Genomic DNA, 12,605 nt, shown 5'->3' with positions numbered 1-12,605 from the left:
GAAACGGTTGCCCCCGGTCGGCCATTCATGCTATAAATCATCGTTCCGCAATAAAATCCACTGCATGAAGGGGTTTCTTCCTTGAAGGTTTCACTTTTGCGTCGCCTCTGGGTCACCTTTTCCATCTGGGTGATCGGCTGCTACGCCTCCGCGCTCAACCGCTTCACAGTTTGCGGCGCCGAGCGTATTCCCGGCTCGGGAGGGGTGCTGGTCGCCTCGAACCATATCTCCGCTTACGATACGATCTTCCTTCCCTGGGCCGTCATCCGGCGCAACCCGCTGCAGATGCTCTGGGCCCCCGCCAAGGAGGAGCTGTTCCAAAACCGCATCATGGGGCTCGTCTATCGCTCCTGGGGCGCCTTTCCGGTGCGCCGCGGCCGGGACATACGCGCCGGCAAACAGATCAACGTGCTTTTGGCCGACCAGAAGGTCATGCTCTTTCCCGAGGGTACCAGGCACAAGGACGGCGTCCTCGGCAAGGGTAACCGCGGCGTGGGGAAGATCATCTACGACACGAGGCCCCAGGTGATCCCGACGGCGCTGACCGGCGTGAACCGCTGGAAGTTTCCCGCGCTCGGCGCCAAAGGGGGAGTCAGCTTCGGGCATCCGCTCGACTTCTCCGACCTCTACCAACTTGAGGACTGCAAGGAGACACACCAGCTGATCGTGGACCGGGTGATGGAGGCGATCGCCACGCTTTTGCGCCAGGAAGGAGGCAACGTCGATGCAGGTTGAGATCTTTTGCGACGGGGCCTGCAGCGGCAACCCCGGGGTTGGCGGGTACGGCAGCATTCTGCGCTGCGGCGAGACGGTGAAGGAGATCTCCGGCGCCGAGGGGGACACCACCAACAACCGGATGGAGATGAGCGCCGCCATCGCCGCGCTCGACGCGCTGAAGCGCCCCTGCCAGGTGGTGGTGACGACCGATTCCCAGTACCTGGCCAAGGGGATGACCGAATGGCTTTCCGGCTGGGTCAAGCGTGGGTGGGTGAACTCGAAAAAGGAGCCGGTCCTGAACCGCGACCTCTGGGAGCGGCTCCTGGAGCTCTCCCGGGTGCACCAGATCCGCTGGGTGTGGGTGCGCGGCCACAACGGCCACGTGGAAAACGAACGCTGCGACGAACTGGCGCGCGCCGCCATCGACAGCTACCGCGCAGGCAGCGCCAGGTAGCGCGGGAATCACCGAACAAAGGAAGCTGATTGGACTACTTCATCATCGAGGTCTCCGAGGAGGAGATCCGCAGGGAACGTGAGAAGGCGCGCGAACTGCGCCGCAGCCAGTGGTGGAAAAACCGGGTGGGCCGCGGCGCCTGCCACTGGTGCGGGGGGAAGTTCCCTCCGGCCGAGCTTTCCATGGATCACGTGGTGCCGGTGATTCGCGGCGGGAAGTCGACCCGCGGCAACGTGGTCCCCGCTTGCAAGGAATGCAACAACAAGAAGAAGCACCTGCTCCCCATCGAGTGGGAGGAATACCTGGAGACGCTTGCCGGGAATAAGCAGCAGTGAAACGGGCCATGCCCGCGGAGAATATCTTGAGAAAAGAAACCAAGGCGGTCATTTACGACTGCGACGGGGTGCTGTTCGACTCCTTCGAGGCGAACTACGCCTTCTACGGGCAGGTGGTAGAGCACTTCGGCAAGGCCCCCCTGGACCGCGGCGACGCCGAGCTGATGCGGATTCTGCACACCTACTGCAACAAGGACGTGCTGTCCCACATCTTCGCCGGAGAAGAGCGGATGGGCGAGGTGCGGGCTTTCTCGGCCAGTATCGACTACAGGAAGCTTTTCCCCCTGATGGTGATGGAGGAGGGGCTGCGCGAGACACTGGAGGCGCTGAAGGGGAGGGTGGAGCTTGCCGTCTGCACCAACAGGGCAAGCTCCATGGACATGCTGCTGGAAAGCTTCGGGCTTGCTCCCTATTTCAGCTGTGTCATGACCGCCGCGCAGGTGCAAAACCCGAAACCACACCCGGAGCCGCTTTGGAAGGTGCTGGCTCAGTTCGGGATCGCCCCTGAAGAGGCGCTCTTTGTCGGGGATTCCGAGGTGGACCGCCAGGCAGCCGACGCTGCCGGCGTCCCGTTTATCGCCTACCGCGGCGGGATGCGCGCGCTGGCCAGGATAGAGAAGCACCAGGAACTGCTGTTACTGCTGTAGTTGCCGGAGGTGGGACCGATGGAGCTTATGCCGCAGGATGATCAGGGGAGACTTTGCCAGCGTGCGCTGGAGGCGCTGTCGTCGGGGGACCCCCAGGCAGCCCTTCCCCTTTTGGAGCGGGCCTTCAAGGTGCAGGACAACCCAGCGCTGCACTCGTACCTGGGGTACTGCATCGCCAAAGAACGGGGGCAGGTGAGGAAGGGGCGCGACCTCTGCCTCGCCTCGCTGGAGATCGAGCCGCAAAACCCGGCCCACCACCTGAACCTCGCCAGAGTGCTCCAGATCGCCGGGCAGAAGCCCGAGGCGATCGCGGCCTTGAGAAAGGGGATGGAGTCAGGGGGAAGCCCCGAGATCGTGGCGCTTTTGAACGTGCTCGGCACCAGGAAGCCCCCGCCGCTTAGGTTTTTGTCGCGCGACAACCCGCTCAACAAGTGGATCGGCATCCTCTTGGGGCGGGTCGGGTTGCGCTGAGAGGCTCCTCCCATATACTTTGATGCGGCTTGACAGACCTTTTTAAGGGGGTGATCAAATGGCCGATCAATTCAAGGAGCAGGGGGCGTTCAGCTGGTTGGAGCTGAGCACGCCGGACCTAGCCGGGTCGCGGGCCTTCTACAGCCGGCTCTTCGGCTGGAAGACCGAGCCTTGGAGCGGAGCGGAGGATTACGCCCTGATCAAGGTGGGGAGCCGCGAGGTGGGTGGGATGACCCCGTTGCGCCCCGGTCAGCGCAAGCCTGCCGGCTGGGGGGCCTACGTGACGGTAACCGACGTGGACGCGACCGCCGCCAAGGCGGAGGAGCTGGGGGGGAAGGTGCTGGTCCCTCCCACGGAGATCACCCGGGTGGGGCGCTTTTGCGTGATACAGGATCCGCAGGGGGCGGTGATCACCGCCATCACCTACCGCCGCCCCTAGCTAGCCTAGGGGAATCTGAACAAAAAAGGGGAGCGCCGCTTGCAGCCGGCGCTCCCCTTTCGTTTGTGTCTCTCCCGAACCGCAGCTAGATGCCGAGGATCAGCGACATCTCGTGCAGCTCGTCTTGCTGCCTCTTCTCGCTTACCACCACCGTCTCCAAAAGGGTCGGCACGATCGCGTTGCAGCAAAGCCCCACCATCTTTCCCATCTGCCCGGCCAAGAGGTTCTCCACCGCAGCGTGCCCGAACCTGCTTCCCAAGAGCCGGTCGAAGACCGAAGGGGCGCCCCCCCTCTGGTAGTGGCCGAGCACGGTGACCCGGGTCTCGAAGCCGATGGCGTCCTTGATGTTGTCGGCTATGTTCTGGGCGCGCCCGGCCCCTTCGGCCAGGATGATGATGGCGTTGCTGCGCCCTTCCTCCCAGCGGTGCCTGAGCTGGTTGCAAAGATCGGCTACGTCGCACTCGACCTCGGGGACTATGGCGTACTCGGCGCCGGTGGCGATGGCTGCCATGCTGGCGAGATACCCGGAATTCCGCCCCATCACCTCGATGACGAAGGCCCGGTCGTGCGAGCTCGCCGTGTCCTTGATGCAGTCGACCGCATAGATGATGTTGTTGAGTGCAGTGTCCACGCCGAGCGCCATGTCGGTGAAGGGGATGTCGTTGTCGATGCTGGCCGGTATGCCGATTACCGGCACCCCCATGCGGTGCAGCGCCAGCGCGCCGTTCAAGGAGCCGTCCCCCCCGATGACGATCAGCCCCTCGACCCCGAACTCCTCCAGGTGGCGCACCGCCTTCTCCCTCCCCAGGACGGTGCGGAATTCCTCGCTTCTGGCCGATTGCAGGAAGGTACCCCCGCGGTGCAGGATCCCCGCCACGTCTTTGGTCTGCATTTCGAGGAAGTCCCCCTTCAATAGCCCCGCGTACCCCTTGCGGAAGCCGAGCACCTGTACCCCGTGCCCCAGGGCGGTCCTGGTCGCGGCCCTGATGGCCGCGTTCATGCCTGAACAGTCCCCGCCGCTGGTGAGTATCCCTATCTTTTTCATCCGTGACTCCGCCCGGAATTAATGGGCTCTCCCCAGCATCTTCATGATCCGCAGGAAAGCCTGGTTGAATATATCATGGGGGAAAACGATTACAACAGCGGGCGGGACTTTAATGAGTAACTCAAGACCGCCAGAAGAGGGGTCACCCCTTCTCCCGCTCGCCGCGGATCCACTCCATCCGCTCCTTGATGCTCTTCTCGTAGCCGCTCTCTTTGGGGGTGTAGAAGCGCCGCCCGGCGAGCGCCTCGGGGAGGTAGTTCTGCCGGACCACCCCTTGGTGGTCGTGGGGGTAGAGGTACCCCTTGCCGTAGCCCAAGCCCTTCATGAGCTTGGTCGGGGCGTTCCTGATCTCCATCGGGACCGGCTGCGCCCCGCTCTTTCTCACCTCGGCGAGCGCCTCGTTGATGCCGTTGTAGCTGGCGTTGGACTTGGGTGCGGTGGCGAGGTAGGTGACCGCCTGCCCGAGGATGATCCTTCCCTCCGGCATACCCACCAGTTGGAATGCCTGCAGCGCGGAGACTGCCAGCTGCAGCCCGCGGGGATCGGCGTTCCCCACGTCTTCCGAGGCGAAGATCACCATGCGCCGCAGTATGAAGATGGGGTCCTCTCCCGCCTCCAGCATGCGTGCGAGCCAATAGAGCGCCGCGTCCGGGTCGGAGCCGCGCATCGACTTGATGAAGGCGGAGATGACGTTGTAGTGCTCCTCCCCCCCCTTGTCGTAAAGGAGAGGCTTCTTCTGCACCGCCTCGCGCGCGCTCTCCAGGGTAATCTCCCCTTGGTGCGCCAGGCGCGACGCTGTCTCAAGCGTGTTCAAGGCCACCCGGGCGTCGCCTGCGGCCTGCTCCGCCATGAAGGCGAGCGCCTCGGCGGTGGCGCTAAGCTCCAGCTCCCCCAGCCCCCGCTCTCGGTCGGCGAGTGCGTTTTCCAGGATCTTCAGCAGGTCTTCGTCGGATAGCGGCTGCAGCACCAGGACCTTGCAGCGGGAGAGTAACGGTGCGATTACCTCGAAGGAGGGATTTTCCGTGGTGGCGCCGATGATGGTGAAGGTGCCGCGCTCGACGTGGGGGAGAAAGGCGTCCTGCTGGCTTTTGTTGAAGCGGTGGATCTCGTCCACGAAGAGGATGGTCCGCTTACCCTGGTACTTCAGGGTATCCTCGGCCTCCTTGACCACCTCGCGGATCTCTTTGATGCCGCTCATGATGGCGGAGAAGAAGATGAAGTGGGAGCGGGTGGCGTTGGCTATGATGCGGGCCAGCGTCGTCTTGCCGCTGCCGGGCGGGCCCCAGAAGATGAGCGAGGTGAGGCGGTCGCTCTCGATCAGCCGGCGCAGCATCTTCCCTTCGCCGACGAGATGCCCCTGCCCCAGGTACTCCGCCATGCTGCGCGGCCGCATCCGCTCGGCCAAAGGCGCGAACTCTTCCCTGTTGCCGTTGAAGAGATCCTCCATCAATGCCTCTGCAGCTCTACGGCACCGGGAAGGATGTCCACCGGCTTGATCCCCCAGATCTCGCGGGCGTACTGGTCTATGGTCCGGTCGCTGGAGAACTTGCCCATGCCGGCGCAGTTGAGGATGGCCTGCCGGGCCCACTCGTCCTTGCGGCGGAACAGCTCTCCCACCTCCTGCTGGCAGGCAACGTAGGCTGCGTAGTCGGCTAACAGCATGTAGTGGTCCCCCAGGTTCAAAAGCGATTCGGTGAGCGGGGTGAAGAGTTCGGGAGCCCAGGGGGAGAAGTACCCCGAGGCGATCATGTCCAAGACACGGCGCAGTTCGCGGTTGTTGTTGTAGTACTCGCGCGGGTTGTAGCCGCGGGCGCGCAGCTCCGCCACTTCCGCTGCGGTCATGCCGAAGATGAAGATGTTCTCCCTCCCCACCTCCTCCATGATCTCGATGTTGGCGCCGTCCAGGGTCCCGATGGTGAGCGCGCCGTTCAGTGCGAACTTCATGTTGCCGGTCCCCGACGCTTCGGTGCCCGCGGTGGAGATCTGCTCGGAGAGGTCTGAAGCTGGGAAGATCTTCTCGGCCAGGGTGACGCCGTAGTTGGCAAGGAAGACCACCTTGATCCTTCCCGCCACGTCCGGGTCGCGGTTCACCACGGCGGCGACCGCGTTGATGAGCCGGATGATCAGCTTGGCGGTGGCGTAGGCCGGTGCGGCCTTGCCGGCGAAGATGAAGGTGCGCGGCACCACGTCGGCCTTCGGGTTGTCCTTGATCCGGTTGAACAGGGTGATGATGTGCAAAACGTTCAAAAGCTGGCGCTTGTACTCGTGGATCCGCTTCACCTGCACGTCGAAGAGCGACTCAGGATCCACCTCGATCTGGTTATGCTGCAGGATGTAGCGGCAAAGGCTCTCCTTGTTGCGCCGCTTCGTCTGCTGCCAGCGCTCCAGGAACTCCGGGTCGGAGGCAATGGCGCGCAGCTTTTCCAGCTCGTATAGGTTTCTGGTCCACCCTGAGCCGATGTAGTCGTCGATCAGCGATGAGAGCAGCGGGTTGCTCATCTTGAGCCAACGCCTTTGCGTGATCCCGTTGGTCTTGTTGTTGAACCGCTCCGGGTACATCTCGTAGAAGTCGCGGAAAAGTTCGTTTTTCAGGATCTCGGTGTGCAGCGCCGCGACGCCGTTCACCGAGTGGCTCCCGACTATGGCGAGATGCGCCATGCGGATCTTCCTTTCCCAGTGCTCTTCCACGATGGACATGCGGGAGAGCCTTTCCGCGTCGCCGGGGAAGCGCTCTCGGATCTCCTTCAGGAAATACTCGTTGATCTCGTAGACGATCTGCAGGTGCCGGGGGAGTATCTGCTCGAAAAACCAGACCGGCCACTGCTCCAGCGCCTCGGGGAGTATGGTGTGGTTGGTATAGGCGAAGGTTTTCCTGGTGATGTCCCAGGCGTCCTCCCATTCCATGTTGTGCAGGTCGATCAGGACCCGCATCAGTTCCGGGATGGCGAGGGTGGGGTGGGTGTCGTTCAACTGGATGGCCACCTTTTCCGGGAGCTTCTTCATGTCCGAGTGCTTCTTCTTGAAGCGGTAGATCACGTCGTGCACCGTGGCCGAGGCGAGGAAGTATTCCTGCTTGAAGCGGAGCTCCTTTCCCTCGATGACGTTGTCTGCAGGGTAGAGGACCTTGGAGATGGTCTCCGACTGCATCTTCTTTTCCACGGCGCGGATATAGTTCCCCTCGTTGAAGAACTTCAGGTCGAATTCGCGGCTGGATTTGGCGGTCCAAAGCCTCAGCGTATTGACGCTGTGGGTCTGGTAGCCGGGGATGGGGGTGTCGAAGGCCATGGCCATGACGTCTTCGGTGTCGACCCACTCGCGCAGGAGCCTGCCGTTTTTATCGAAGGTGGTGATGACGCGCCCGTAGAATTTAACTGTGTGCAGGTGCTCCTGGCGGTCCAATTCCCAGGGGTTTCTGTAGCGCAGCCAGTTGTCGGGGATCTCCATCTGGGCGCCGTCCGCTATGTGCTGGCGGAAAATGCCGTACTCGTAGCGGATGCCGTATCCGTAGGCGGGTATGGACATGGTGGCCATGGAGTCGAGGAAACAGGCGGCGAGCCTTCCCAGGCCGCCGTTGCCGAGCCCCGCGTCCTGTTCCTCGTCGAGGGTCTCCTCAAAGTAGTTCTCGCCCAGCGAGTCGAGCGCTTCCTGGAAATCGTCCCACATCCCCAGGTTGATGAGACTGTTTCCCAGGGTTCTCCCCATCAGGAATTCCATCGAGATATAGTAGACTCGCTTGTTGTCGGAGTTGTAATATGCCTGCTGGGTGTCAAGCCATCGCTCAACCAGTTTGTCGCGCACGGCATAGGCTAAAGCATTGAATCTGTCGTACTTCGTAGCGGAGTACTTGTCCTTACCCAAGGTGTATTCCAAATGCTCAAGAAAGGATTTGATAATGAGCATCTTCTGGTCAAGGGTTTCGTTCAAGCCCATTTGATCTTCAGTCATGAGTCACCCTGCTTTTGCCTGTAGTTTGCTGTAGGAATGGTGTTTGTAGCTGTGTCTTTCCGTGCCAGTTTCCGTTGGACATGATACTACATCTGTGCTAGTAAATCCTAAATTACATTACAAGTAAAGGCCTCCTGATGAAAAAAATCGCCATTTTTGCCAAAGTCCACGACCCGCGTGCGCTGGCTGTAGCGGAGGAGCTGATCGAGTGGCTGGCGGCACGCGGCGTGACCGCGCACGTCGAGGAGCATCTTTCGAAAAGGCTCAGGCGCACCACCCTGGCCGAGAGTTCTGAGAGTACGGAAATCGCGGCCGACGCCGATCTGGTGGTGGTTTTGGGCGGCGACGGCACCCTCATCGCCGCGGCGAGGCTCGTCGGCGAGCGGGACGTCCCCATCCTGGCGGTGAACCTCGGGAGCCTCGGTTTTCTCACCGAGATCACCCTGAACGAACTCTACCCCTCGGTGGAGCGCTGCCTGGCAGGCGACTTCGAGGTGAGCGAGCGGATGATGCTGATGGCGAGCGTGGAGCGCTCCGGGGAAGTCGTGGAACTGCACCGGGTGCTGAACGATGTGGTGATCAACAAGGGGGCCTTGGCGAGGATCATCGACATGGAGACCTCGGTTAACGGCCGCTACCTGACCACCTTCAAGGCCGACGGTCTGATCGTCTCCACACCGACCGGCTCCACCGGCTATTCGCTCTCGGCGAACGGCCCCATCCTGCACCCGGAACTCGAGTGCATCTCGCTCACCCCCATTTGCCCGCATACCCTCACCAACCGCCCGCTGGTTATGGCCGCGGACGCGCACATCGCCATCAAGCTTAAGTACGCACCGGACGAATCGGTCTTTCTCACCCTCGACGGGCAGGTGGGGATGAAGCTCCTCTCAGGCGACGTGGTGCAGATCACCAAGGCGGCGCATGTGACCCGCCTGATCCAGTCCCGCAGCAAGGACTACTTCGAGGTCCTGAGGACCAAGCTCAAATGGGGCGAGAGGTGAGGCGTTGCTGAGAGAACTGCAGATAACGAACCTGGCCATTATCGAGAAGCTGCACGTCGAGTTCGCCCCGGGGCTAAACATCCTCACCGGCGAGACCGGCGCGGGCAAATCGATCATCATCGACGCGGTTAACCTGATCCTCGGCGGGCGCGCCAGCTCCGATCTGATACGCTCCGGCGCCAGGGAGGCCTCGGTCGAGGCCGTCTTCGACCTCGCCGGACGCGAGGCTCTGCTGGCCACGCTTTCCGACGCCGGGATCGATTGCGACGGCGAGCTCCTGGTGCGGCGCGTGGTGCAGCAGGGGGGGAAGAACCGCGTCTTCATCGGCGGCGGCCTCGCCACCACCTCGGTCCTCTCGGACCTCTGCCGCAACCTGATCAACATCTACGGCCAGCATGACGCGCAGACACTCCTTAAGACGGAGAACCACCTGCGCCTTCTGGACGGCTTCGCCGGGTCGCTTTCCCTGCGCGAGGAGTTCGCCTCCCGTTTCGAGGCCTACCAGGCGGCGAAGAACGAACTGGCGGCGCTGGAAGAAGGGGAGCGCGAGGCCGAGCGGCGGCTGGACCTCCTGACCTTTCAAAGCGCCGAGATCGGCGACGCGAAGCTCCACCCCGGAGAGGAGGAAGAGCTTGCCGAGGAGCGGCTGAGGCTCTCGCACAGCGGGAAGCTCCTCTCGGTAAGCCAGCAGGCGTTCGAGACGCTTTACGGCGACGACGCGGCCCTGCTGGGGGGGCTGCGCCGCATCATCGGGACCGTCGCCGAGGCGGGATCCCTGGACCACGCCCTGGCGCCGGTTGCCGAGACGCTGGAGGGGGCCTACGCGCAGCTGGAAGACGCGGCGCTCACCCTGCGCGACTACGCCGCGTCGGTCGAGGCGGAGCCGGGGAGGCTGGAGCAGTTGGAAGACAGGCTTGACGCCATCAACCGTTTGCAGCGAAAATACGGGGCTTCCATCGACGAGATCCTCGCCTACCAGCGCGACGTGGATGCCGAGCTTGAGACCCTTGGGAACCGTGAGCAGGCAAAAGGCGAGCTGCAGGAGAGGATCGCCGTCCTTGAACGAGAGCTCGAACTTTTGGGGGGCAAGCTCTCCAAGGCGCGCGAGAAGGGGGCTGCCGGGCTGAAGACGGGGATGGAGCGGGAACTCTCCGAGCTCGCCATGAAGAATGCCCTCTTCGAGACCTCCTTCGAGCGCAGCAGCGAGGCGAGGAACTACGGCTTCGAGCGCTGCGAGTTCCTCTTCTCCCCCAACCCCGGCGAGCCCCCGAAGTCGCTGGCGAAGATCGCCTCGGGAGGGGAACTTTCCCGGCTCATGCTCGCCTTGAAGCAGCTTCATCCCGACTCCGAGGTTCCGACCCTTATCTTCGACGAGGTTGATACCGGGATCGGGGGGGCCACCTCGGCGCTCATAGGCGAGAAGCTGAAGCGGGTGGCCAAGTCACAGCAGGTGCTGGCCATAACCCACCTGCCGCAAGTAGCAGCCTTCGCCGATATGCACCTTAAGGTGGAGAAGGGGGTGAGCGCTGGGCGGACCGCCACCAGCGTCGAGTACCTCGACCCCGAGGCGCGGGTGGCGGAAATAGCGCGCATGCTGGCGGGCGCGCGGGTCACCGAGAAGACCCTGGAGCACGCCAGGGAGATGATTCAGGAGGCAGTTAGATGATCAGAAAGGCAAAGATAAGCGACGTAAAAGAAATCCAGAAGCTCCTCACCAGCTTCGCCAGCCGCGGCGAAATGCTCTCGCGCTCCCTCTCCGAGTTGTACGAGGCGTTGCGCGATTTTTACGTCTTCGAGGAGGAGGGGATGCTTTTGGGAACCTCCGCCCTGCACATAGTCTGGGAAGACTTGGCCGAGGTCCGTTCCGTCGCCGTCGCCGAGAGCGCAGGAAGGCGCGGCATCGGCAGCCAGGTGGTCGGCGCCTGCATCGACGAGGCGCGTACGCTCGGCCTCAAAAGGCTCTTCTGCCTCACCTACAAGCCCGATTTCTTCGCCAAGTTCGGCTTCAAGATCGCCGACAAATCCGAGCTGCCGCACAAGGTGTGGGGAGACTGCATCAAGTGCGTGAAGTTCCCCGACTGCGACGAAATAGCCATGGTGCTGGATCTTTAAAGCAGAAGCGGGGCTAGGGGCTAAAAGGCCCCCAACCCCCAGCCCCTAGCCCCTGCCTTTGCCCCGCCTTCAGAGGTTAAACATGGAACTAGCCAAGCACGCAGACGCAGTCGAACTGCTCCTCAAGGGGCGCAACCTGGATGGGTACGAGATATTCGTGTCGCAGTCGCGGGACCTTTCCATCGAGGCCAAACAGGGGCAGGTGGACGCCTTCCGCGCCGCTGAGCCTTTCGGGGTGGCGGTCCGGTTGAAGGTCGGCGACGGACTCGGTTTCTCCTATTCCACCAGCATGGATCCTGCAGCGCTCGCCATGATGGTCGACGGCGCCCTGGTGGCGGCCCGCATGCAGACGCAGGATCCCGGCTACACCCTTGCCGCGCCGGCGATCAGCTACCCTGAACTACCCTGGCTTTACGATCCGGAACTTCCCGCCGTGGACGAGGAGCTCAAGGTGGCGCGCGTGTTGGAATTGGAGCGGCTGGTGCTGGCCACGGACCCGCGGGTAAAAAGGGTGAGAAAGTGCAGCTACGGCGAATCGGTCTACTCCAGCTTCATCAGGAATTCGCTGGGTCTTGAGAAGGGGTACCGCGGCAGCTACGTGACCTGCTCCGCCTCGGCCGTGGCAGAGGAGGGGGGCGACGCGCAAAGCGGCTGGGATTTCGCCTTCTCCCCCTCTTTCTCCGGCATCGACATCGAGGCGGTGGCCAAAGGGGCGGGCAGCAAGGCGACGGCCTTACTGGGGGCGCGCAGCATCCCCGGCATGCGCTGTCCGGTCGTCCTCGACAACCACGTCGCCGCAGGCATCGTCGAGCTCTTGGCCCCCTCCTTCCTCGGGGAGGCGGTCCACAAGGGGAAATCGCTCTTCATGGGCAAAGAAGGTGAGCAGGTATTCTCCGAACTGGTCACGCTGCACGACGACGGCCTTCTGCTCGACGGGACGGGAACCGCCCCCTGTGACGGCGAGGGTGTGCCGCAGCGGGATACGCCGCTTGTGACCGCCGGGGTGCTGCAGGGGTTTTTGTACGACAGCTACTGGGGGAAAAAGGCTGGGAAATCCTCTACCGGCAACGCCCAGCGCGGAGGCATTAAAGGGGCGCCCCGCGGCGGCGCCAACAACCTGATGATAGATCCTGGCCAGGCGAGCCTGGAAACGCTTCTGGCCGGTGTCGAGCGCGGGGTGCTGATCACCGAGGTGATGGGGATGCACACGGCCAACACCATCTCGGGGGACTTTTCCGTGGGGGCCTCGGGTTTCTATCTGGAGCGCGGGGAGATTCTCTATCCGGTGAAGGGTATGGCACTGGCGGGGAACCTGATGCAGCTGTTCAAGGGAGTGGACCAGGTGGGAAGCGACCTCCGCTTCTTCGGCGGTGCGGGGGCGCCGTCGCTTAGGATCGCGGAGCTGGAGATCAGCGGCAGCTAAGACGCATGAAAAG

At 62.8% G+C, this 12,605-nt stretch carries 13 protein-coding genes; 10 read left to right on the top strand and 3 right to left on the bottom strand.

All coding sequences use genetic code 11. The features are described from left to right. The first annotated feature begins 81 nt into the window (after nt 1-81). From GBEM_RS12265 to GBEM_RS12240, 6 genes are read left to right on the top strand one after another with little or no spacing between them, the layout of a single operon-like run. Nucleotides 82-735 carry a lysophospholipid acyltransferase family protein gene (locus tag GBEM_RS12265; protein ID WP_012530885.1) on the top strand — a complete coding sequence of 218 codons (654 nt, stop codon included), beginning with the start codon at nt 82-84 and terminating at the stop codon, nt 733-735. Further along, the gene (rnhA, locus tag GBEM_RS12260) at nt 725-1,171 is read left to right on the top strand and encodes a ribonuclease HI (protein ID WP_012530884.1); all 447 of its coding nucleotides are present in this window, start codon (nt 725-727) and stop codon (nt 1,169-1,171) included. The genes GBEM_RS12265 and rnhA overlap by 11 nt, the downstream gene beginning before the upstream one ends. Nucleotides 1,172-1,200: 29 nt before the next feature. Beyond that, the gene (locus GBEM_RS12255; protein ID WP_012530883.1) at nt 1,201-1,506 is read left to right on the top strand and encodes an HNH endonuclease; all 306 of its coding nucleotides are present in this window, start codon (nt 1,201-1,203) and stop codon (nt 1,504-1,506) included. A gap of 26 nt (nt 1,507-1,532) precedes the next feature. Then, a complete protein-coding gene (locus GBEM_RS12250; RefSeq protein WP_148212911.1) occupies nt 1,533-2,153 on the top strand; it encodes an HAD family hydrolase in 621 nt (206 codons plus the stop codon). Between the two features lie 18 nt (nt 2,154-2,171). Further along, a complete protein-coding gene (locus GBEM_RS12245) occupies nt 2,172-2,624 on the top strand; it encodes a tetratricopeptide repeat protein (protein ID WP_012530881.1) in 453 nt (150 codons plus the stop codon). A gap of 58 nt (nt 2,625-2,682) precedes the next feature. Then, on the top strand, nt 2,683-3,063 hold the full coding sequence (locus GBEM_RS12240) for a VOC family protein (protein WP_012530880.1): 381 nt from the start codon (nt 2,683-2,685) through the stop codon (nt 3,061-3,063). A gap of 85 nt (nt 3,064-3,148) precedes the next feature. Here GBEM_RS12240 and pfkA read toward each other — a convergent pair whose 3' ends face one another. The 3 genes from pfkA to GBEM_RS12225 form a co-directional block, all read right to left on the bottom strand. Then, nucleotides 3,149-4,108 carry a 6-phosphofructokinase gene (gene pfkA / locus GBEM_RS12235; protein WP_012530879.1) on the bottom strand — a complete coding sequence of 320 codons (960 nt, stop codon included), beginning with the start codon at nt 4,106-4,108 and terminating at the stop codon, nt 3,149-3,151. Between the two features lie 142 nt (nt 4,109-4,250). Beyond that, nucleotides 4,251-5,555 carry a replication-associated recombination protein A gene (locus GBEM_RS12230; RefSeq protein ID WP_012530878.1) on the bottom strand — a complete coding sequence of 435 codons (1,305 nt, stop codon included), beginning with the start codon at nt 5,553-5,555 and terminating at the stop codon, nt 4,251-4,253. Next, on the bottom strand, nt 5,555-8,053 hold the full coding sequence (locus GBEM_RS12225; protein ID WP_012530877.1) for a glycogen/starch/alpha-glucan phosphorylase: 2,499 nt from the start codon (nt 8,051-8,053) through the stop codon (nt 5,555-5,557). Before GBEM_RS12225 ends, GBEM_RS12230 begins: the two co-directional genes overlap by 1 nt. Nucleotides 8,054-8,190: 137 nt before the next feature. Here GBEM_RS12225 and GBEM_RS12220 point away from each other — a divergent pair, with 137 nt between their 5' ends. The 4 genes from GBEM_RS12220 (at nt 8,191) to GBEM_RS12205 (ending at nt 12,592) form a co-directional block, all read left to right on the top strand. After that, entirely contained in the window at nt 8,191-9,057 is an 867-nt protein-coding gene (locus GBEM_RS12220) for an NAD(+)/NADH kinase (RefSeq protein WP_012530876.1), read from the top strand. Nucleotides 9,058-9,061: 4 nt separating this feature from the next. Continuing rightward, nucleotides 9,062-10,723: a DNA repair protein RecN gene (gene recN / locus GBEM_RS12215; protein WP_012530875.1), complete on the top strand. Its 1,662-nt coding sequence runs from the start codon at nt 9,062-9,064 to the stop codon at nt 10,721-10,723. Continuing rightward, nucleotides 10,720-11,169, top strand: coding sequence for an N-acetyltransferase (locus GBEM_RS12210; RefSeq protein ID WP_012530874.1), 450 nt, complete (start codon nt 10,720-10,722; stop codon nt 11,167-11,169). The genes recN and GBEM_RS12210 overlap by 4 nt, the downstream gene beginning before the upstream one ends. A gap of 82 nt (nt 11,170-11,251) precedes the next feature. Next, entirely contained in the window at nt 11,252-12,592 is a 1,341-nt protein-coding gene (locus tag GBEM_RS12205; protein WP_012530873.1) for a TldD/PmbA family protein, read from the top strand. Nucleotides 12,593-12,605 lie beyond the last annotated feature (13 nt).

Source organism: Citrifermentans bemidjiense Bem, from assembly GCF_000020725.1.
Taxonomy (GTDB): domain Bacteria; phylum Desulfobacterota; class Desulfuromonadia; order Geobacterales; family Geobacteraceae; genus Geomonas; species Geomonas bemidjiensis.
Note: the sequence above shows the minus strand (reverse complement) of the source record. Positions and strands in the feature narration are given on the sequence as shown.

Coding starts and splice junctions, on each gene's coding strand:
- GBEM_RS12230 (WP_012530878.1), bottom strand. CDS start 5,555: ATGGAGGATCTCTTCAACGGCAACAGGGAAGAGTTCGCGCCTTTGGCC.
- GBEM_RS12225 (WP_012530877.1), bottom strand. CDS start 8,053: ATGACTGAAGATCAAATGGGCTTGAACGAAACCCTTGACCAGAAGATG.
- GBEM_RS12240 (WP_012530880.1), top strand. CDS start 2,683: ATGGCCGATCAATTCAAGGAGCAGGGGGCGTTCAGCTGGTTGGAGCTG.
- pfkA (WP_012530879.1), bottom strand. CDS start 4,108: ATGAAAAAGATAGGGATACTCACCAGCGGCGGGGACTGTTCAGGCATG.
- rnhA (WP_012530884.1), top strand. CDS start 725: ATGCAGGTTGAGATCTTTTGCGACGGGGCCTGCAGCGGCAACCCCGGG.
- GBEM_RS12245 (WP_012530881.1), top strand. CDS start 2,172: ATGGAGCTTATGCCGCAGGATGATCAGGGGAGACTTTGCCAGCGTGCG.
- GBEM_RS12220 (WP_012530876.1), top strand. CDS start 8,191: ATGAAAAAAATCGCCATTTTTGCCAAAGTCCACGACCCGCGTGCGCTG.
- GBEM_RS12205 (WP_012530873.1), top strand. CDS start 11,252: ATGGAACTAGCCAAGCACGCAGACGCAGTCGAACTGCTCCTCAAGGGG.
- GBEM_RS12210 (WP_012530874.1), top strand. CDS start 10,720: ATGATCAGAAAGGCAAAGATAAGCGACGTAAAAGAAATCCAGAAGCTC.